Genomic DNA, 21,396 nt, shown 5'->3' with positions numbered 1-21,396 from the left:
TTTTTTATTTCTATTAAGCTTATATTAAAAATTTAAGCTTAACTATGAGGTTACTGATCAAACTATTTTCATTATTATTCGTGGTAGGGAGTGTCAATGCTAGGGTAATTCTGGATAAGGAGATGTTTTATGCAGAACTAGATGGAAAAATAGATTTAAGATTTGGCTACGCTTTCAACAGAGATTCTTTTAGCTCTACAAAAGACAAGACCTCAAGTTATTCAGACCTGCGCTTTCTTTATTTGCAGCAAGTTTATCCCAATACGCAAATGGGGTTTAATGTTAAGGCAGGAGTTTCTGCTATTGCAAACCTAAAAGCATTAGACATAGAAAAATTAGAAATGGAGAAGTGCTATTTTATCATAAAGAACCAGGAGTTTGGATCAGTTGAATATGGTAAAGGAAGTTTAGTTAGTCAGAGTATGTTAATTAACACTTCAAAAATTTACACAGCTGCTGGAGGAATAAATGGTCATTGGACAGATTATGCAAATTTGCGCGGTAATAAAAAAAAAGATGATGGTTCTGGGTATGATAAGGGTAAGGTATTTTGGGTCAAGCCTAATATTTATAGCGACTATAATAGACTAGAACTAAAGTTAAAACAACCAACGTTAAACTATATCTCTCCTAAAATCTATAACTTTCAACTTGGATTTAGTTATGTTCCAGGTAAAAATAATTTACAATATAACAATCTAATAGCCGCTGGTCTTTCGTATGAAAATGGCCTATCAGATGATATAAGTTTTACTACTGCCTTGGCTGGTGAGTTTGCAAGGGAAAATTTAACTGACTGCTCGGATGGTACTTCTCAAAATTATGAATGCCGTAATCAATTACTACACTGGAATTTTGGATTGAAGCTAAAACTTTTTGAACTTGATTGCATTTTTTCGTACGGTAATGGCGGTAAATCTGGTGAGAAGCGTAGTCCTGAAACAAATAATATGCATTATGTAAATGCAGGTGTTGCTTATCATTCTGATTCTCGTAAAGTGAGCTTAACATATTTTAATAGTGTTAGGTATATTGCAGGTAAAGGTACAAACGAATTCACATCACAGGCTTTCAGTCTTGAATATCCATTAGCTCTTGGCACTTCATACTACTTCGATATTGTAAAATTTAGTACTCAGGAACCTGTAGTAAAAGATAACAACTACGGGTATGTGCTTTTGGCCGGATTGAAGCTAAGTTTTTAGTGAAGTAACTGGTATGTAAGTATTGTAGTAATGAGAGTAAAATTGAGTTGTTAATATATTTGATATTATAAAAATAACTATTACATAAGATTTTCAATAAAAAGACATTCTGTTACTAATCCAAGTGTAGGAGAAAACGGTTATTAATTAGCAAACCAAGCTCTTCAGTAAGCGCATCTCTTCAGGTGCTCTTTTTTTCTTTTTTATATATAAAAAAATTAGATAGTATTGTGAGTGCGGTTTTTTCTGTGTTCTGATGCTTTTCAATTCTATAGCTTTTGTATTGAATTTCCTTTTTTTACTACTATTTCTCTATATTGTTGTAAGAAAGAACAGAAAATTTAGTGAGAATCTTGAGAAGAATTTACTTAAAGTAGAACATGAACTTCAAGAGGCAAAACAGGCTTTAGTAGATAAAAATAAGGAAATAGTTGATTTGAAAGTGAGGAACGCAGAACTTCAAGTAATTCTTCAGAAAGAGCGTGAAGAAAAGAAAAAGGAAATAGAATTACTAACAAAAGCAGAGGAGAGGCTTACGAACACTTTTAAAGCACTTTCTCTTGATGCTCTTCAGGTAAACAATAATAATTTTCTGAACTTAGCAAAAGAAGTGATCGATAATAAGCTAAAAGAAACAGAAAGTGACTTCAAAAAAAGGCAAGCAACGATCAACGAAGTTATCACTCCAATAAAAGAAAAATTAGAAAAATTCGACAGTGAAATACGTGAGCTAGAGAAAGAGAGGGTAGGGGCCTACGAAGGTTTAAGGGAGCAAATTGGAGCATTAATGAACCAAACTTCTAGCCTTGCTAACGCCTTGAGGAAACCTCACATTAGAGGTAAGTGGGGTGAAATGCAGCTCAAAAGAGTGATAGAGATGGCGGGAATGATTGAATATTGCGATTTTTTTACTCAAGCCTCAGTGATTGATAAAAACGAGGACAATTTGTTGCGTCCTGATTTAATAGTAAAAATGCCATCAGGAAAGCAAATAATAATAGATGCTAAAGTACCACTTGATTCTTACATGGATGCTATGTCGCAAAATGATTTACAGATACAAAAGGAAAAATTGAAGAATCATTCTCTGGCAATAAAAAAACATATAAATGATCTAGGCAGAAAGGAATATTGGAACCAATTTGAAAATACGCCAGAGTTTGTGGTGCTTTTTTTAACAGGAGAAGGGGTTTTCAGCGCAGCACTAGAATGTGAACCAGCTTTGATAGAAATTGGAATAGAAAAAAAAGTAATTATTGCAACACCAATCACTTTAATTGCGCTACTTAGGGCAGTAGCCTATGGATGGAAGCAAGAGATGATAGCTGAAAATGCAAAGAAAATAAGTGAACTAGGCCATATTTTATATGAGCGAATCTGCACAATGGGCGAAAATTTTGATAATTTACGCAGAAGCTTAAAAAGTGCTGTTGATCATTACAATAAAACTGCTGGTTCGCTTGAGGTAAGAGTGTTTCCTGCTGCCCGAGAATTCAATAAGCTTGGTATACATGCAAAAAATAAAGAACTCACTGCTGCAAAAGAGTTGGAATCTTTACCACGCAGTTTACATGCTGAGAGGTTGAAAGTAGATTAGTATTTCAGGTCTCCTTAACTTACATTTGCTGATTAAAACAACTTTCTAAAAATTTTTTTTATATAGCTCAATTCCTGCACATCATTTGCTGCATAAACAGGTATAGTTTTTTGCTCAGTACCAGGTATTTCTACAAAAATTTTGCCCACTTCTTGACCTTTTTTAATTGGTGCGGGTACCATATCTTTATACTCAATACGCACTTTAATTTTATCATGTAATCTGCGGTTATAAGTTATGGTAACATCGTTTGCAACTGTAACGGGCACTTTTTTATCTTTTCCATAAACAATATTTATTTCTTCAACTACGCTATCCTTAGCAAATATTTTCTTGGTATTAAAATGATTTAAGGAATATTGTATTAGTCTTTTTGCTTCCTCTATTCGCTCTTTCTCGGTGTCCAAACCATTCACAACAGCAAAAATTCTCCTATCGTTCCGTTTTGCAGATACTATAATTCCATAACCACCAGCACTCGTATGACCTGTCTTTAGACCATCAACTCCAATATCATGGAAAAGTAAAAGATTTTTATTTTTTTGTACAATATCGTTATATGTCAAATATTGTTCAGAGAATAGATCATAGTATTCAGGAAAATCGGTGAAAATTCTTTTTGCCAGTGTTACCAAGTCTTTTGCGCTCATAAAATGGTTTTCATCTGGCCATCCACTTGAGTTAACAAAATGACTATCATTAAGATTCAAATCTTGTGCAACTTCATTCATTTCAGCAACAAAATTCTCTTCTGATCCTGCGATACCCTCGGCTAGCACTATGCATGCATCATTACCTGAGGCAATTGTAATTCCTTCAAGCAGTTCTTTTACAGTAACAAATTGACCTTCTTTCAAAAACATAGAAGAGCCTTTCCTTTCCCATGCTTTTCTACTTACTCGAAATTTATCTTCCATTTTTATTATTCCAGCTTTTAGATAATCGAAGGCCACATATAAAGTCATTAACTTGCTCATTGAAGATGGGGCCATTTTTTCACTGGAATTATGGTCAAAAATGAAAGAGTCTGAAGCTAAATCTAAAACAACTGCTTGCTTTGCTTTAGTTCTAAACTGATATGAGTACGAATTAAAAGGGAGTATAAAAATTAATAGCAAAGTTACTAATTTGCTTAACATATTTATAATTTTAAATTTATAATGTGCTAAATTAATAGTATGATTTTGCACGAGCATTTCAATAGATCTCTTGCATAAAACTTCCTTGACAAACTGCGCCAGCCCCCTTATTATGACAATAAGAGTATTTATCCTTGTTTTCGATCCGCGCGGGTTCAACAACAAAAATTCAGTAAAAAACTCAGATATTTATTGGCAAATTACATAAAAATTATAGCGGCTGCATGTCTTTTTTATTTTTTCTACATTCAGCCAAAACGCGCTTATTTTAAGCGTTAGCACATTATTACAGCGCCAATTTACATTATTATAGGGTCAAAACTCGTTACACGGGGATTTTTTTGCCTTTTTTTTCGCTTGGTAAATTTATTAATATTTGAGGTGTCATTCCAGTGCTTGACACTGGAATCCAGGAAAGTTTAGCTTATGAGCAAGCAAACTAGCATAGAAAGTGGTTGCAACATTTTCGGTGAGATTTCAGAAAGGCTAGATTCCAGTGTCAAGCACTGGAATGACACCCTCTTGGATGGAGGACAGTGTCAGCTACTTTCATGACACCATTTGCTGTCTTCAAAAATTTACAATTATGCTTCATGTGTTTTATTAAATATTTTACTTAAAAATTCAATTTCTTATTATAAGAGATAAGCAATTCATGAATAATGAAAGATTACAAAAAAGGTCATAGAAAGCGCCTAAGAGAGAGAATTATTTTAGATAACGGACAATCATTGCTTGATTATGAGATTTTAGAACACATTTTATATTCAGCATATAGTAGAATCGATGTAAAGCCAGTAGCAAAGAGTTTGATAGAAAATTTGGGCAGTTTAAATAAAGTTTTTAATGCCGATTTAGAAGCACTGCAAAATATTGAAGGAGTTAATAATGCAGCCATATCTGCTATCTTTTGTGTGAAACAGGCTTTTGTTCGTTCTGCACGAGAAGAAATAAAGGACTTACCTATAATCAATAATTGGAAAAAATTGCTTGATTATTTAAAAGCAAGTATAGGAAGCCTTAATAAAGAAAATTTTCGCGTTATCTATATGAATAAAAGATATCGTCTAATAGCGGAAGATCTGCAGAACTTTGGTACAGTAGATCAAACTCCTATTTACGTTAGAGAGATCATAAGACGCGCTCTTTTGATTGGCTCAACATCGATTGTAATATCCCACAATCACCCAAGTGGAGATATACAACCTTCAAGTAGCGATATGTTTCTCACCAGACAGCTTGCAGAAGCTTGCAAAAGCATAGGAATAGAATTAATAGATCATATTATTATCACGTTTAGTAGCTATTTTAGTTTCAAGGAAAATAGGCTTTTATTAGAGTAGATCTAAAATTACTTTTGCCATTTTTCTTATTATGGAAGTAAAGCTATACATGAGGTGGTTGCCAGTGGAACAAAAATTTTCCTTCTGGAAGACAATGTGTGATTTAGGTAGTGGCAAATTGAAAGAAATACATGGTATTTGCCACTATTAGAAATCTCCTGTTTTGATAAGACTTATGAGGTCTTTGTTGGTTTTTTGAATTTTGTTGAAGCACTCACATGCTTACTCTAATATTTTGTTCACAGAGCCTAGTTAGCTCAATTTCAAAGTTAATTTGTGAAGCTCTGAGTTCTGTTAGGGGATTTTCTGGTTGAATATCTAGCTTATTCTGTATGTTCGGTAAACAAATTAAAGCCGAATCAAAAATTTTATCATACTGCTCTGCTTCATGTGCGCAATTGATTATTTCTTCGAATTCTTCCACATCTTGCGGCGTATCTTTTAATATTGCGCTTATTTGGTTTAGGTTTTGACAAATTTTTTCCTGATATCCAACAATTCTCTCTTGATATATATCAATCATTTTTTGACATGAGGTGCCTCTAAATGGGTGTTCTGCTTTTTCCTTTATGTAGGAGCTCTGAAAATTTTTGCAACTAAGGACTGCTTCTCTACATTTTTTTATGTCACTAATTATACTGGTTATTGACTTACTTGCTTTCTCCTGCTCTTCTTTTTTGATTATACATTCATTCTTTGTTTGGCTCATTTTATCATACAGATTTCTGCATTCTTTATAGGATGCCAGCGGTTGTAATATTCCTTCTTTTACACCTTTATCATAAAAATTCTTCAACTCATCGCTTGATAGTATTCGTATAGCATCTTCCCTTTTACCTTGTGATTTAGGATACTTTTTGTTCAGTGAACTAATATAATTTAATAGGAAACTCTTAGTTAAATCTTCCTTTTTAACTTCTGATAATTTTTCTAGTGTTTCTATATATTTCAAAGTTTCCGCAAAAAGCTGCGCACCAGATGTAGCAAATCCTGGCAGTGGTTTGCTCTGCGCCTTATAAAAATCGGTTTGTAAAAAATCTTCGGCTTGTTTTTTTATTACTGAAAGTTCATTGAAGGCTTTTTCTGGATTGATTTTTTTTAAAATACTAGTAGCTTTTTTAATCGCTCTTTCTCTCTTTTTATTATCTTGTTTTTCGTTTAAGATTAAGCTTTCAGCTTCAGTAAAAGCATTCCCTTGGGCACTTTTGGCAATATTACAAACAACGTTTTTTACAACTTGCTTAGTTGCTACATAATCTATTTCCTTTGTAAAGCAATCAATAAATAGCTGCCAAATTTTTTTGTTAACGGACTTACTTGTCTTATGTTCGAAATCTTCTACATCTTTGAATCCTAAAATAGTATAGAGATTTTTTTCAATTATTGGTTCAGCATGTTGTTTTGCCACTTTACCTTTTATATTGAATAGAAATTCACTAATCTTAGTTGTGCCCATAATATTACCTCACAATATTAATGTTATATAATATAAAGTATAAAAGCTTAATACTTAATTTTTACTTACTATTAATATAATTGAAGATTAGCTTTGTTCCTATATTAAAACTTTAACTCCCAATTTATTATTAGTAATATCATTATATGAATCTTATGCCTGAATTTGGGAATATATCGCTACTCATAGCCTGTTTGTTATCTTTAACGTATTTGTTTCTACCGCTTAGTTTTTACCGATTCGTCTCCTCTGTCATATTTTTTTGTGTATCAACATCGATGGCTATTTTGATCTACTGCCACATTACAAATGATTTCTCACTCGAAAACGTATATTACCACTCACACACAACAAAACCTTTGATCTATAAGATTTGTGGAGTTTGGGGAAATAAAGAAGGGTCTATGTTGCTTTGGACCTTAGTGCTTGTCATGTATTTATTACTAATGGATATTTATATACCTTCTGTCATCCCAGTGCTTGACTACTTGGATCCAGACAATTTAATTGCAAATGAGTACATCAAATGGCAGTGTAATAAAAACTGGATTCCAGAATCATGCGCCAATGTTAAACAAAGTACTATAGAATTCAAGAAGACAATTTCCAGAAAGTTCCTAGACCCAAAAAAAGGTAAGTCATGTTAATGTTATTTGAAAAGGATAAGCTAAATTTTTTAATCTATAAAATGGAAAAATATAATTGATTAAAGATAATGATTGAAAGGTTGGAAAAATAAATTAAAGAAAAGATTAATCGATATTATGCCTTATAAGGTAGCGCTTCATAAGCAATTTTTGCGTTCTACTCCCCAACGGCAGATTACACGATGGCAAGGCATCAAGTAGGCAATTGCATTTGTATCTGAAAATTTTTGAAACATTTGTTGCCAATCAGAAGTATCATTGTCAAATTCGACAGCGCTTTTCTGTTTGTGAACTGCAACAACATTTTTAAATTTTCCGATGTCAATGCCAATAAAATTTTGATAAGACGTAATCATAATAACTTCGATAGTTTTAATTGATTTAAGATTGTAAACGGGTGCATATTTATGTCCCACACAACTATTCAAACATATCGAGAGATGGGCTAGTGTACCTTGATCCGAACGGTTATAATACCAATAGTTGGTCAGTCGCACACGCCCGTGATAGCCCTATTTTCTTATAAAGATAGGACTATCTTCCCTCTTATCTTCTTTATATCATATTTTTAACTTACAATAGTTGAAGATTAGGAGAAATAAATTCGTGCTTTTCAGTTAGTAGTATAGAGGAAAGAGGAAATAAATTTCTATTGGAAAACGATAAGCTTTCAGGGCAACGTTGGAATTTAAAACACAAACCAATTTTAGAAAGGTTTAGCGTTACCCATGATTACAAAGTAGAAAATTATACTGATCAAAAGATCACAAAATATGTTTTAGCAGAACACAACATTTACTATAAAAATGATTTAGAGCAGAAAGACTCAATACACGAATTAGAAAATCACATTTTAGTGTTTTATCCAGGAGTACTGAAATGGCACGAACATCGACATTTGCACAGAAGTTGGAAAGATAGTCAAATAATATCTCTAATAAGTTAAGTACTTATATTTAGATCATCATGTATTATATTGATAATAGGTTAAAATGTATGAAATAAAAAGAAAAGGACTTGCTTTCTCATGCTAAAAAAGACATGACTTGAATAGCAGCAGGTAAATATAAGAAATTTGTCTGGCGCTAGGTTTGTGAGGTATGAAATGAGTTTTAGCAAGAGTAAGTTTTTTAAAGAAGTATCAAGTAACGGATTTAAAAATATTAACAAAAAAAATGAAGAAGGAGAGACGATATTACATCAAGCAGTAGAAATCTCTGATTACAAAACAGTGAGGTTATTAATAAAAAAAGGGGCAGAGGTTAATGCAAGAGATAAAAATGGTTATACACCACTACACTGTGCAGTATTCGCAAAAAGTTTAGAAAATGTAAAAGTGCTACTAAGGGAAGGAGCAGAAGTAAATGCCACTCAATATGTTACTGGATGTACGCCACTGCAATCTGCATGCAAGATAGGAGGAGCAGGAGTTGAAATAATAAAAGATCTAGTAAAGGCAGGAGCTGCAAAGATGCAAATGTATAAATCAGCAATACCTGCACCAGATAGTGCCTGCACAATTCGCATACCGTTAGCAAACTTAGGCCTAGTATGCACCCAATTTGCAGCATAAAGTAAACTAATGCCAAATATCAGACCTAGAATAATACGTACATTTGGCCCAAGTAGCCCTATTTCAATAGAATACTTAACCATAAAAAAGCCAGCAAGCGCTAAAGCGATAGCACCTATCCACTTGTAGTATTACCTGATACGTTACACTGATTTTCTTCGCTAAATCTTTTTGAGTATATCCCTTTGATAACCTAAAACTTCTTGCCTTCTTTCTCACTTCGTGATCTAAAGAATTAGTATAGCTAACGGTCATTCTTTTTCATAACCTGCCATTTTAAAAGTTTTAGATAGAAATTTTGCTAGCATATGTTACCTTTGTTGAGAACTAGTATATTAAATGCCTATGCTATGACAAGCTAAGAAGTTCACACTTTAAATAGGTATCTTTGGAGGCTGACTAAATCATGAATCCATTTGTTGGTCTTTTAGTGTACCTTATAGAAGAATTAATAAAAAGATCTACAAAAGGACATCTAAGGTGCGCAGTAGTATTCTAGGATCATCTATAAAGTTATTTTTTTCCAATTTTGTAAATTTAGCTAACTTTAATAGACCTACACATAAAAACGTTGAATATTTCTTCAGAATTGTGTATAATAATTAATGCTTTTTATCTTAACTTTCTCATGGCTCTTTCCAAGTTCCTTGATGCTCGCAATGATATAGCTTTTCGCCGTATCTTTGGTACCGAAAAAAATAAAGATATTCTTATTCACTTTCTTAACGATATACTAGGTCTTACTGATGACAATAAGATTAAAGATGTCTCCTTTCTCAGTCCCATTCAAGACCCTGTCATTTCTCTCAAAAGCAAAGTATTGTTGATGTTCTCTGTGTTGATTCTACAGGGGTCAAAACTATAATCGAGATGCAAGTTGCTAAAACTACTGGCTTTGAAAAACGTGCCCAATACTATGCCGCCAAGGCCTATTCAAGTCAAGCTGATGTAGGTGATCAGTATCATGATCTTAAAGGGGTTATCTTTATTGCCATTGCCGACTTTATCTTATTTCCTAATAAGCTAGCTTATAAGTCTGATCATGTTACTTTTGATAAGATAACTTTTGAACATGATCTCAAAGACTTTAGTTTTACTTTTATAGAGTTACCTAAATTTAAAAAAAGAGAAGATCAATTAGAAAATATAGTAGAGAAATGGTGTTATTTTTTTAAACACGCCGGTGAAACAAGTGAAGAGGATCTAAAAAAAATAATAGGAAGTGATTTAATTATTGGCAGGGCTTATGATGAGCTGAACCAATATAATTGGAGTAAAGAAGAACGCCTTGCTTATGATCAAGCTAAGAAACGTACCGATGATTATTTATCTAGTCTTGAAGAAAAACTTCATGAAGGCATCCAAATCGGCCATGAAAAAGGTAAAATTGAAGTAGCCAAAAACTCACTCAAGGCCGGTGTCTCTATTGATGTCATCTCTGAAACCAGTGGCCTTTCGGTAGATGAGATTAAGAAATTGATTTAACCTTATCCCGAGTCAAATGGCCCTGAATAAAAGTGTTATTCAAATAACTTTGAGGCTCTAAGCTCACTTGCTGTTCTTCTAAACCTAACTTATCATTTCCTTTGTCCAAGATCTTATAATGCACCCATTTGTCTAGACCATTTTTTTCAAAGTGATCCGATTTTTAAAATGAATATGTTGATAAATACGTCGACACACATTTAAAGTATTTATCAATATATTCATTTACTGTTTATGATAATAAAGATCAGCAGGAACTTTATAATGTAGAGTCTGATGTCGCCTTCTATAGTTATACCAAGCAACAAAATCATTTATTATAAGATTTAAATCTCTGATACTATTTGGTCTATAATAATATATAGCTTCTTGCTTTAAAGTTCTCCATAAGCGCTCAACAAATATATTGTCGAAGCAACGTCCTTTATGGTCCATACTGATTTTAATATTAGCACGCTCTAATTCCATAATAAAGTTGTAGCTAGTAAACTGCACCCCCTGATCACTATTAAAAATCTCAGGTTTACCTTGTTTTAGAGCTTCTTTGAGAGTATAAAGGCAAAATCCAGCATCGAGATATGGTGATAATGAATGAGCAATAATATAGCGACTATACAAGTCCATTATTGCCACAAAATAGATAAACTTACCTTCTACCATAATATATGTTATATCAGTAGCCCATACCTGATTAACTCTACAAATAATCAAATCTTTGAGTAAATAAGGATATATTTTATGCTTTTTTTCTTTAATACTTGTATTACATCTTTTTCTACAATACAGCCCACTAATCTTCATTTTTTTCATAATTCTTAAGATTTTTTTGTGATTGACTACTACTCCACTCGCTATGATTTCAGCAGTAATTTTACGATATCCATAACGGCAATCAGAAGCCAAATATACTTCTTGAATCAAATTTGCTACTTCACTTTCGTTATTAATTATAGGCCTATAATATAGGCTAGATCTGCAAATCCCCAATAAATCAGCCTGTTTCCTAATTGACAGATCAGAATCTTTTTCTATAAACCTTACTCTATCTTTTTTGCTTATTTCAGTAATTTTTTTTTCAAATAGCTATTTTCCACTGTCAATTCTCCTATTACTTTATGTAAACTTTCTATTTCTTGCGCTAAGATTCTTTGTTTTCTCGCACTTTCACTTTCTTCAACAAATAGGTCTTTTAACCTTGCCAATACTCTATCACGCCAATCATATAGATTTGTTGATGGTATTTTATATTCACTACATATCTCAGCTGTGCTTTTTTGATTTTTTATTGCTTCCAAAGCTATCTTTGCTTTTAACTCTGGTTCATATTTTTTTGTTGCCATACTTTTACCCCTTTACCTTCCTACTCGGATCAACCATTTTTTTTTGGTCTAGTTTATGGGGTGCATTATACTTAGGCTTTTTTCTTGAGTTGTTCAATTTCATCTATCGAAAGGCCGGTAGACTCAGCTATTAAGTTAACAGATACGCTAGCTTTCAGTAAGTTTTTTGCAACTTCAATTTTACCTTCAATTTTACCTTTTTGATGGCCGATTTGGATTCCTTCATGTTTAGCATCATCGAGTTTTTGAGCAAGGACAGCCTGTTCATCACGAATACGCTTAGTCTCCTGTTCATAAGCTATAAACTCTTTTTCTGACCAGTTAAACCTGTTTAGCTCTTCATACGCTTTTTTGATTATTACGTCACTTCCTGTTATCCTTTCCAATTCTTCTTCACTTGTTTCATCAGCGTACTTAAAAAAATACACCCACTTCTCAACTATATTTGAAAGCTGATCTTCTTTAGTTTTGGAAAATTTAGGCAGTTCAATAAATACAAAGTAAAAATCTTTTAGATCATGTTCATTAGTATCTTCATCCCGAATGGTGTGTTTTGATTTATACTCAGACTTATCCGGAAATAGTATACAATCTGCTATAGCAATAAAGATAATTTCCTTAAGGTCATGGTATTGATCGCCCTTGTTAGCTTGTCTTGAATAGGCTTTAGCGGCATAGTACTGAGCTCGTTTCTCAAAGCCTTTGGTTTTAGCGACCTGCATCTCAATTATCCATTGCACTCCTGTTGAATCTCTACATAGCACATCAACAATACTTTGCTTTTTAGATGCAATATCAGGATCTTGAATAGTACTTAAAAACTCTATATCCTGTATTGCATTTTTGCCAGTAAAGCTCAAAATATCATTTAGAAAGTGAATGAGGATATCTTTATTCTTTTCTGTACCAAAGATACGACGAAACGCAACATCATTTTTTGGATCGAGAAATTTAGAAAAAGCCATGATAAATTAACCTAAAAAGCATTAATAATTATACACAATTGTGAAGAAATATTCAACTAAAATTGAAACGTAGAAGTTTTTGTATATCTTTATTTGGTAGTATTAACCTGTATAATATTTATGGCAAATACCTTGATAAAGTATCAGATAGCACAAAAAGTAAGGAGCTGGAGGTTAAAGCGAGGTTATACTCAAAAAGATTTAGCGGGAAAAATTGGCGTAACGTATCAAATAGTACTACAATATGAAAAAGGAACACGTAAAATTTCGATTGAGAAATTGTATGCTATAGCAGAAGTGTTATCGGTTGGCATCATAGATCTTATTCCTGTATCAAATGAAAAAATTTGCCTTAAAAACGAAGAACTAAATCTAGTAAGAGAATATAAAAAGATTAACGGTCAGGAGTTACGTAGAATGTTTTGTTTACTAACCAAATTTGTTCAAGTTAGTGAGAAAAATAGTAAAAAAACGGAGAGAATAAAAATTGCAAAAGGTCTGGTTAAAGCAGGAGTTTCTGTTGATATTGTTGCAAAAACAATTGGTCTCTCTGCTGATGAATGTGTTGAAGAAAAAGGAGGTTCTATTTACTGCCAAATAGGAAAGAAGATAAAAGAATGGAGACTAGTGAGAGAGTATACTCAAAAGGATTTGGCTGAGAAAATGGTTACAACACGTGATGAAATAAGCAACTATGAGCAAGGACGTGTGGCCATTCCACTGGAAAAATTATATGCAATAGCAGAAACATTATCGATTAGTATTACAGATCTACTAATAGAGGAAGATGAAGGTAGTAGAGTGGAAAATGAGCTACCTGATTTGATTAAAGAATACAAAGAAATTGAGAGCCAAGAACTACGTAATGCACTAATAAAATCTTTGTTTGAAGGCATACGGATTTGTGAAGAAAAAGTGAGGAAAGCGGAAAGAATCAAAGTTGCAAAGGATTTAGTAAAAGGAGGAATTTCTATTGATATTATTTTGCAAGCGGTAGGCATCTCTTTAGACGAAATTCAACAAGTTTAAAATAAAAAAATCACCATATATTAATATCTTCACCTATTCATGAAAAAATAAGTAAAAAAGATTGAGAAATTGATTTGACTTCACTCGAAAGCTATGGCTTTATGCCAATGCTGATAAAAAACAGCAGTAAATATCTAAAAAAAGTTTGTTGTTAGTGAAGGGTAAATTATATGAATAAAAGTAAAGAAGAAATCGAATTCAGAATATTAGAAAGCAAAGGCAAAGCACTACTTGATCGTGAAATAATGGAAACATTTTTAAGTGCAGTACATGAAAGGCCACAAGCTCAAGAAATTGCTAAAAATCTGGTGAATACTTATGCAGGAGTAGGAAGGATTTTAGGTCGAGAAATGGATGACCTGAAAGTCATAGAAGGAGTAACTGATTCTGCAGTAGCAATGATTATGTGCGTTAAGGAAACACTAGAAAGGGTACTGAGAGAAAAGCTCAAGGGAGAACCAATCATGGACTTACAAGGGCTAGTAGAATACTTGAACGTAAGTATAGGTCATGCAGAGAGGGAATGTGTAAAAATACTGTACTTGAATAAAAGGCGCCAACTAATCGGAGAAGAATCCTATATTGGTGAAATGGAAAAAGCACCAGTGTACATAAAGGAAATTATAAGAAAAGCATTAATAAAGAATGCAACATTAGTAATAATGTCACACAACCATCCTGGGGGACGCTTAGAACCATCAGAAGAAGATCAAGAAGTAACGAAGAGCTTAGCAGCAGCATGTAGTACTGTAAGCGTAAAATTGTTTGACCATATTATCATCACAAGTGGAGGCTATTTCAGCTTTCGAGAAAACGGATTGTTATAGTAGAAAGTATTTGCAAATCTACTCACTATAATTTATAATGAGTAGTAGAGTGTATAACAACTATACACTTAAAAAGTATATTTAATAGCGGAGGCTAATATGGGTAATAAGATAATTGTACCTTTTAATGATAAAAAGGGAGGTACTTATACCAATTCCCGTTACACGGGAAACAGATAGACAATAATGGAAGAAAAGCCATAATGAAATAAGTGAAATAGTTTAGGTATAAATGGCACTCAGATCAAAATTATTGGATGAAGAAGTAGTAAAATCAGCAAAAGAGATGCTGAAGAAAGTAAGGAATAATGCATATGTTTCAAAAAAACTAAACGCTGTAATTGCAGCAAAAAAGTACAGTATAACGTCTGTAGCAAAAATATATTGCATTTCAAGAAAGGCACTAACTTCGTGGATAAAACTCTTGAAATTTGGCAGAGAAGAAAAACTGTTTGCTCCTCGATCACGCCGAAGAAAAACTAAATTAAATCAGGCTCAACTACAGCAAATTGAAGCATGGATAGAAGAAAACCCTAATATTACCATTAAAGAAATGAGAATAAGAATACAGGAAAAGTTCGACTTAAATATTAGCAAATCTACAGTACACCGCCATATGCAAAAGATGAAATTTTCATATATTACACCAAGACCAGTACACAACGTACAAGATAAAAGTAAACAAGAGGAATTCAAAAAAAAATCTCAATGAAGTTATTGGAAAGTATCCTGAAAAAGAGCTATTTTTCTTTGATGAATCAAGGTTTGGCACACATTCGAAAGTTGGGCATGGATGGTTTAAAAAAGGTACTAGAACTCGGGTTAAAATAAAGTTAGGTAGGCATAATTTTTATCTCTACAGTGCAGTTAATCCTAAAAATGGAGAGAGTTTTAGCTTATTTGCACCAAATGTTAACACTGATTGCATGAATATATTTCTTGAGCAAATGTTGCAATATCTAGGGACAAGAGAAGCTGTTCTTGTTATGGACTGTGCTAGTTGGCATAAGTCAAAAAATTTAAAGGTACCTAAAAACATTGAGATTATATACCTACCTCCATATTCACCTGAACTTAATCCTGTTGAGAGGCTTTGGTTATATATAAAACAGAACATTTTGCGCAATAAAATATACAGTACTATTGCTTTGCTTGAGAGCACTTTATGCAAATTTCTTACCTCTCTTGCTACTTCTACAATTAAACAACTCTGCTCTGTTTCCTATTTGACTCCACAACAATGAGAATTGGTATTACGAATTAAACATTGATCTTGATAAATTATCAAAAGGTGAGATGTTGAATGCTATTATAGGAATTGGTCGTGCTAAAGAGCAGTCCACTTTTGTAAGCAAAATTAATAAGGCTAAAAAACCTGGAGAAGTGCCCTTCCCTAATAGAGACGTTCAAATCAACTACGGAAAGGGACTTGATTACATATATGGCACAAAACCTATAAGTGATCAAGAAGATAAAAATCCATTTACCTCTGCCTTGCAAAAAATAAAGCCAAGTATAAGCGAAAGCGAAAAATTGAGCTGGTTTAAAAGTGCTGTGGTAAGAGCAAAAAGTCCAAATGAACTGCACAAGGTTGTAGACGAAGCACTAGCTGCTGGAGCAAGGCTAAATGCATGTAATGATGGGGAATGGAGTTTCGCAGAGTATGTAGTATTAGGTACACATTTTCATAAATTTGATAAGGTTGATCGTAAAAAGGTAATACGTAAATTAATGTTAAGCGGTGCAGAGTTTCATGATACTCTACTACAGAATAAACTGATAGGTGAAATCTATAATGAGCTACAACCAGAAGTTCAGCCACAGATAGATAGGCAGCTAGAAGAACTAGAGAAGGCTAGCGAAAGTGCTGTGCAAGAAGGAGAATTAATAGATATCGAGATAGACAATGCAACATTATATATAGAATTTTCTGAGGACAGTAAAGTAGAGGTTGCCAAAATACTGAGAGAGTTAGGAAGTAATATTTTAAAAATTGGTAATGATGCAGTTGAGGTTAAAAGTGAGAAAGGAGGTGTAAGAAACTATACCGATATGTCAAATGGCAGCTCTGTCATGTTAGAGTTTCCTACGAGCATTGGTAAGCTAAATGTTATATTGTACCACGATGTAAAAAAATATGATCAAGTACAAGTCAGAGTAGAAAACAAGGAAATGTGGGCTGAGTTACAAAAAAGAGGCGAAGAAATTGGAAAAAATTGCCTCTTTGGGGGAGTGAAGCTTAAGGAAGTGGTAGAAAGAGGTAATTTCACTAGATGTGGCATATGGAATGAAAAGTATGCTATAAAAGAGATTAGCAATGATGAAGTATTGTCTTCATGGGTAAATAGGGTATGTGGAGGTAGTAAAGAAACCTTTAGGGAACTTTAATGCGTCTACAGCAAACTTTAAGGTTCCAGAGGTTTTTTCTACCGTTATATCTGAGCTATAGTAGAAAATATTATACGCATGGTTGTTTTCGTGGAAAAAAGTCTAGACTGTGAAGTAGGGGAAAAAGTGAAAAGTTGGAGGTTAGAGAGGGGGTATACTCAGAAAGATTTAGCTGAGAAAATTGGTGTAAAATACTGGGTGATATTGCAATATGAGAAAGGGAATCGTAGAATTTCAATTGAAAGGTTATATGCTATAGCTGAGGCACTATCAATCAGTATTACGGATCTTATTCCTGTATCAAAAAGCTGTCTTGAAGATGAGGGAGAAGAAATATTAAATCTAGTAAGAGAATATAAAAAGATTAATGATCAGGAGTTACGTAAGATGTTTTGTTTACTAACCAATTTTGTCCAAATTAGTGAAAAAAGTAGTAAAAAAGCAGAGAAAATAAAGATTGCAAAAGGTTTGGTTAAAGCAGGAGTTTCTGTTGATATTGTTGCAAAAACAATTGGTCTGTCTGCTGATGAATGTGTTGAAGAAAAAGTTGGTTCTATATACTACCAAATAGGCAAAAAGATAAAGGAATGGAGATTAGTGAGAGAATATACTCAAAAGGATTTAGCGGAGAAAATGAGTACAACACGTGACGAAGTAAGCAACTATGAACAAGGAAGGACTGCTGTTCCACTTGATAAATTATATGAAATGGCAGAAGCGTTATCGATTAATATTACAGATCTATTAATAGAAGAAGATGAAGGTAGTAAAGTGGAAAATGAGCTACAGGATTTGATTAAAGAATACAAAGAAATTGAAAGCCAAGAACTACGTAATGCATTAATAAAATCTTTGTTTGAGGGGATACGGATTTGTGAGGAGAAAGTGAGAGAGGCAGAAAGGATCAAAGTTGCAAAGAATTTAGTAAAAGGGGGAATTTCTATTGATATTATTTTGCAAGCGGTAGGTTTACCTGTTGATCTAGTTTTAGATGAGTAGCTAGTGGAAAAATTATAGTCATAGAGTTTTTTTCTTAAATGGAGGTATATGTGTTTGTTTCTGCAAGCAATGTTAGCTATGGAATAGGGCAAAAAATAGAAGATTGTAGGTTAATGCGAGGTCATACTCAAATAGGATTAGCAGGTCAAATAGGTTTAACATGCCAAGAAGTGAACAGCTATGAAAATGGGTATAGTTCTATTCCAATTGAAGTACTATATTTAATAGCAAGAGTACTGTCAGTTAATGTTGTAGATCTATTACCTAAACCAATAACAGTAAGAGAGTATGAAGATGAAGACGAAGAAATACTCTATCTAACAAAAATATACGAGAATCGAAAATTAGGTAAAATAGTACCTTCATTAATCAGGTTTGTTCATATCAGCGAAAAAATCAATCAAGAAGAGGCAAGGTTGGAAATAGCAAAAAATCTAGTGAAAGAAGGGGTTTCAGTTGACATAATTTCCCAAGCAACCGGCTTATCTATTTACGAGTATGATAATACAGAGAGAGAAATCTGCACTGATTCTATATATTACAGAGTAGGGCAAAGAATAAGAGAATGGAGATTGATAAGAAGGTATACTCAAAAAGATTTGGCGGATAAAGTTGGTTTAACACTCAAAGAAATACACGAGTATGAAAAAGGATACACTGCCATATCATTTGATAAATTATATCAAATAGCAGAAGGATTATCAGTGAATATTAAAGTTCTGCTACCTAAAACAAGAGAAAGCAAAAAGCTATTGAGTTTAATGGATGAGTACGGAGAACAAGAATCATTAGTCAAATCTCTATCTGAAGATATGAAAAGTGGCAAGGAAAAAGTTAAAAAAGCAGAGAAAATCAAGATTGCGAAAGATCTAGCAAAGGCAGGTGTTGCTAGTGATATTATTGTGCGAGCAAGTGGCCTAACTGCTGATGAGTGTGAAAATTGAATTGTGTTAAATAATATATTAAGATACAAGTAAAAGTAGTTATATACTTAATATAGATAAAGGTTGCAAATAATCTACTTATGCTGGACATTTCTATCGAGGAGCTTGAAAATCATGCTTTCAAAACTTAACCTGGATTAAAGATTTCAGTAGTTTACTTACTCATAAATAATACATTAAAATATCAATAAAAAATAATTATATATTTAATATATCTAAATTACTGAATGAAATTCTTGTGCTTGTGTATTTAATATATAATGTTCAAATAGATTGAAGTGAATTAACTAAATTATACCAATTCTCATTGTTGTGGAGTCAAATAGGAAACAGAGCAGAGTTGTTTAATTGTAGAAGTAGCAAGAGAGGTAAGAAATTTGCATAAAGTGCTCTCAAGCAAAGCAATAGTACTGTATATTTTATTGCGCAAAATGTTCTGTTTTATATATAACCAAAGCCTCTCAACAGGATTAAGTTCAGGTGAATATGGAGGTAGGTATATAATCTCAATGTTTTTAGGTACCTTTAAATTTTTTGACTTATGCCAACTAGCACAGTCCATAACAAGAACAGCTTCTCTTGTCCCTAGATATTGCAACATTTGCTCAAGAAATATATTCATGCAATCAGTGTTAACATTTGGTGCAAATAAGCTAAAACTCTCTCCATTTTTAGGATTAACTGCACTGTAGAGATAAAAATTATGCCTACCTAACTTTATTTTAACCCGAGTTCTAGTACCTTTTTTAAACCATCCATGCCCAACTTTCGAATGTGTGCCAAACCTTGATTCATCAAAGAAAAATAGCTCTTTTTCAGGATACTTTCCAATAACTTCATTGAGATTTTTTTTTGAATTCCTCTTGTTTACTTTTATCTTGTACGTTGTGTACTGGTCTTGGTGTAATATATGAAAATTTCATCTTTTGCATATGGCGGTGTACTGTAGATTTGCTAATATTTAAGTCGAACTTTTCCTGTATTCTTATTCTCATTTCTTTAATGGTAATATTAGGGTTTTCTTCTATCCATGCTTCAATTTGCTGTAGTTGAGCCTGATTTAATTTAGTTTTTCTTCGGCGTGATCGAGGAGCAAACAGTTTTTCTTCTCTGCCAAATTTCAAGAGTTTTATCCACGAAGTTAGTGCCTTTCTTGAAATGCAATATATTTTTGCTACAGACGTTATACTGTACTTTTTTGCTGCAATTACAGCGTTTAGTTTTTTTGAAACATATGCATTATTCCTTACTTTCTTCAGCATCTCTTTTGCTGATTTTACTACTTCTTCATCCAATAATTTTGATCTGAGTGCCATTTATACCTAAACTATTTCACTTATTTCATTATGGCTTTTCTTCCATTATTGTCTATCTGTTTCCCGTGTAACGGGAATTGGTATTAGGGGAATAATTAAGTGCAAAAGCTGTGATGTAAATATGACGCTAACGTACTCAAAAAAAGAGAATAAAAGGTATCGATACTACATATGTAATAATCACTTAAGGGGGAAGAATTGTGAATCAGTAAATCGAACAGTAGTAGCAGGAGAAATAGAAAAAGAAGTAATGGGAAAAACAGAGCAGCTATATGAAAAATGGGGAGAAAAAGCGGAAGAGTGGAAAAATTTAAGTTTTGGAAGACAGAAAGAAGTAGTGAAAAAGTTAATAAAAGGAGTAATGGTAAAAGAAGATGAAATAGAAGTGTGTTTAGAGGATAAGGTGGAATTTATACCAATGTGGTTAAAAAAGAAAGGAAACAAATGCACAGTAGTAGAGCCAGAAGGAAAAACAAACAATGCATTACTGAAAGCAGTGGTGAGAGCCCATTCCTGGAAACGGCAATTAGAAGAAGGAAAATATAGAAGTGTGAAAGAGCTGAGTGCCAAAATTAGTATAGGTACAAGACGTATACAGCAAATTTTAAGGTTGAATTATTTAGCTCCGAAGATTAAAGAAGATATAGTAAAGGGGAGGCAGCCAAGAGGTTTGAAGCTATCTGACTTGAGGGAAATACCAATGCTATGGAGTGAGCAATTAGAGAAGTTTTATGGTCTTGATTGCATTGTTTAACAAGAGGAGATGAAAACATCAAAAAGAATAGGAAAAGCTGTTGCAAAAAAACTCAAGGATTTATAAGGAAACCACTATTGCAAAATATGAAGGACTTCTAATGCACCCGCAGAGGTTGAAGAGGTTAAAAATAGTCTTGACGTAAACCAGTGTTACAAAAACTGACATTAAATCATATGAGTATATTAATATAAATAGTAAAAATTTTCAATTTACATATGAAACCAGAGCAAACTATTGAGCAAGAGTCAAACTCACATAACAACCCTTTTCTGCTAAAATAGAACCATGTTTTTATAGTGAAGGAAATCCTATATACGAAAAGTCATCAAGTAAAACTTTTAAATTAGGTAATTTCTTCTCATTTGAGCTTATAGAGCATACTTTTT

At 33.0% G+C, this 21,396-nt stretch carries 15 protein-coding genes and 6 pseudogenes; 14 read left to right on the top strand and 7 right to left on the bottom strand.

Translation table 11 applies throughout. From position 1 onward, the window contains the following. Positions 1 to 44 precede the first annotated feature (44 nt). Positions 45 to 1,205 carry a porin gene (locus tag OOK99_RS03305; RefSeq protein WP_264720186.1) on the top strand — a complete coding sequence of 387 codons (1,161 nt, stop codon included), beginning with the start codon at positions 45 to 47 and terminating at the stop codon, positions 1,203 to 1,205. Between the two features lie 256 nt (positions 1,206 to 1,461). After that, positions 1,462 to 2,802 (top strand): DNA recombination protein RmuC, encoded by a 1,341-nt coding sequence (locus tag OOK99_RS03300; protein WP_264330505.1) that lies wholly within the window; start codon positions 1,462 to 1,464, stop codon positions 2,800 to 2,802. Positions 2,803 to 2,834: 32 nt separating this feature from the next. Here OOK99_RS03300 and OOK99_RS03295 read toward each other — a convergent pair whose 3' ends face one another. Then, positions 2,835 to 3,941: a D-alanyl-D-alanine carboxypeptidase family protein gene (locus tag OOK99_RS03295; protein WP_264330504.1), complete on the bottom strand. Its 1,107-nt coding sequence runs from the start codon at positions 3,939 to 3,941 to the stop codon at positions 2,835 to 2,837. A gap of 662 nt (positions 3,942 to 4,603) precedes the next feature. On the opposite strand from OOK99_RS03295, the gene radC reads away from it, so the two are divergent. Further along, positions 4,604 to 5,284 carry a RadC family protein gene (radC, locus tag OOK99_RS03290; protein WP_264720183.1) on the top strand — a complete coding sequence of 227 codons (681 nt, stop codon included), beginning with the start codon at positions 4,604 to 4,606 and terminating at the stop codon, positions 5,282 to 5,284. A gap of 214 nt (positions 5,285 to 5,498) precedes the next feature. Here the strand turns inward: radC and OOK99_RS03285 are convergent, their stop codons facing one another. Further along, positions 5,499 to 6,740 carry a hypothetical protein gene (locus tag OOK99_RS03285; RefSeq protein ID WP_319803438.1) on the bottom strand — a complete coding sequence of 414 codons (1,242 nt, stop codon included), beginning with the start codon at positions 6,738 to 6,740 and terminating at the stop codon, positions 5,499 to 5,501. Between the two features lie 155 nt (positions 6,741 to 6,895). Here OOK99_RS03285 and OOK99_RS03280 point away from each other — a divergent pair. After that, positions 6,896 to 7,288 (top strand): annotated as a pseudogene (locus tag OOK99_RS03280) (WPE palindromic element domain-containing protein); the annotation flags it as partial. Between the two features lie 314 nt (positions 7,289 to 7,602). On the opposite strand, the pseudogene OOK99_RS03275 reads toward OOK99_RS03280, so the two are convergent. Beyond that, positions 7,603 to 7,743: pseudogene (locus OOK99_RS03275) on the bottom strand (IS110 family transposase); the annotation flags it as partial. A 233-nt stretch (positions 7,744 to 7,976) separates the two neighbouring features. Here OOK99_RS03275 and OOK99_RS03270 point away from each other — a divergent pair. Both OOK99_RS03270 and OOK99_RS03265 read left to right on the top strand, forming a co-directional pair. Continuing rightward, a pseudogene (locus OOK99_RS03270) lies at positions 7,977 to 8,333 on the top strand (phage tail protein); the annotation flags it as partial. Positions 8,334 to 8,492: 159 nt separating this feature from the next. Next, positions 8,493 to 8,873: pseudogene (locus OOK99_RS03265) on the top strand (ankyrin repeat domain-containing protein); the annotation flags it as partial. Here OOK99_RS03265 and OOK99_RS07060 read toward each other — a convergent pair. Beyond that, complete coding sequence (locus tag OOK99_RS07060) at positions 8,759 to 9,043, bottom strand: DUF2339 domain-containing protein (protein ID WP_406719356.1); 285 nt, start codon at positions 9,041 to 9,043, stop codon at positions 8,759 to 8,761. The pseudogene OOK99_RS03265 and the gene OOK99_RS07060 overlap by 115 nt on opposite strands. A gap of 545 nt (positions 9,044 to 9,588) precedes the next feature. Between OOK99_RS07060 and OOK99_RS03260 the strand changes: the two are divergent. After that, a pseudogene (locus OOK99_RS03260) lies at positions 9,589 to 10,445 on the top strand (Rpn family recombination-promoting nuclease/putative transposase). A 225-nt stretch (positions 10,446 to 10,670) separates the two neighbouring features. Here the strand turns inward: OOK99_RS03260 and OOK99_RS03255 are convergent. Next, positions 10,671 to 11,785, bottom strand: a protein-coding gene (locus OOK99_RS03255) for an IS3-like element ISWpi17 family transposase (protein WP_214303219.1) whose coding sequence is annotated in 2 segments (ribosomal slippage) — positions 10,671 to 11,512 and positions 11,512 to 11,785 — 1,116 coding nt in all. Because the reading frame shifts where the segments join, the coding sequence is not laid out codon by codon here. Between the two features lie 71 nt (positions 11,786 to 11,856). Then, positions 11,857 to 12,750 carry an Rpn family recombination-promoting nuclease/putative transposase gene (locus OOK99_RS03250; RefSeq protein WP_264720181.1) on the bottom strand — a complete coding sequence of 298 codons (894 nt, stop codon included), beginning with the start codon at positions 12,748 to 12,750 and terminating at the stop codon, positions 11,857 to 11,859. A 120-nt stretch (positions 12,751 to 12,870) separates the two neighbouring features. Between OOK99_RS03250 and wmk (OOK99_RS03245) the strand changes: the two genes are divergently transcribed. The 6 genes from wmk (OOK99_RS03245) to wmk (OOK99_RS03220) all read left to right on the top strand — a co-directional run bounded on the left by wmk (OOK99_RS03245) (position 12,871) and on the right by wmk (OOK99_RS03220) (position 18,937). Beyond that, positions 12,871 to 13,779 carry a WO male-killing family protein Wmk gene (wmk, locus tag OOK99_RS03245; RefSeq protein ID WP_264720180.1) on the top strand — a complete coding sequence of 303 codons (909 nt, stop codon included), beginning with the start codon at positions 12,871 to 12,873 and terminating at the stop codon, positions 13,777 to 13,779. Between the two features lie 170 nt (positions 13,780 to 13,949). After that, the gene (locus OOK99_RS03240) at positions 13,950 to 14,606 is read left to right on the top strand and encodes a JAB domain-containing protein (RefSeq protein ID WP_264719907.1); all 657 of its coding nucleotides are present in this window, start codon (positions 13,950 to 13,952) and stop codon (positions 14,604 to 14,606) included. 232 nt (positions 14,607 to 14,838) lie between these two features. Then, a protein-coding gene (locus tag OOK99_RS03235; protein ID WP_264719384.1) for an IS630 family transposase occupies positions 14,839 to 15,850 on the top strand; the annotation gives its coding sequence in 2 pieces (ribosomal slippage) (positions 14,839 to 15,300 and positions 15,302 to 15,850; 1,011 coding nt in all). A 52-nt stretch (positions 15,851 to 15,902) separates the two neighbouring features. Continuing rightward, positions 15,903 to 16,994, top strand: a complete 1,092-nt coding sequence (locus OOK99_RS03230) for a hypothetical protein (protein ID WP_264720179.1) — start codon at positions 15,903 to 15,905, stop codon at positions 16,992 to 16,994. Positions 16,995 to 17,072: 78 nt separating this feature from the next. Beyond that, the gene (gene wmk, locus OOK99_RS03225; RefSeq protein WP_264720177.1) at positions 17,073 to 17,993 is read left to right on the top strand and encodes a WO male-killing family protein Wmk; all 921 of its coding nucleotides are present in this window, start codon (positions 17,073 to 17,075) and stop codon (positions 17,991 to 17,993) included. A 38-nt stretch (positions 17,994 to 18,031) separates the two neighbouring features. Further along, the gene (gene wmk, locus OOK99_RS03220; protein ID WP_406719355.1) at positions 18,032 to 18,937 is read left to right on the top strand and encodes a WO male-killing family protein Wmk; all 906 of its coding nucleotides are present in this window, start codon (positions 18,032 to 18,034) and stop codon (positions 18,935 to 18,937) included. 304 nt (positions 18,938 to 19,241) lie between these two features. On the opposite strand, the gene OOK99_RS03215 is transcribed toward wmk (OOK99_RS03220), so the two are convergent. Further along, a protein-coding gene (locus tag OOK99_RS03215) for an IS630 family transposase (RefSeq protein ID WP_264719384.1) occupies positions 19,242 to 20,253 on the bottom strand; the annotation gives its coding sequence in 2 pieces (ribosomal slippage) (positions 19,242 to 19,790 and positions 19,792 to 20,253; 1,011 coding nt in all). A gap of 82 nt (positions 20,254 to 20,335) precedes the next feature. Between OOK99_RS03215 and OOK99_RS03210 the strand changes: the two are divergent. Beyond that, positions 20,336 to 21,007, top strand: a pseudogene (locus OOK99_RS03210) (recombinase zinc ribbon domain-containing protein); the annotation flags it as partial. Positions 21,008 to 21,396: the final 389 nt, after the last annotated feature.

Origin of the sequence: Wolbachia endosymbiont (group B) of Eucosma cana, from assembly GCF_947250645.1 — a bacterium.
Classification (GTDB): domain Bacteria; phylum Pseudomonadota; class Alphaproteobacteria; order Rickettsiales; family Anaplasmataceae; genus Wolbachia.
The sequence above is the reverse complement of the archived record's forward strand: the minus strand, read 5'-3'. Positions and strand labels throughout refer to the sequence as shown.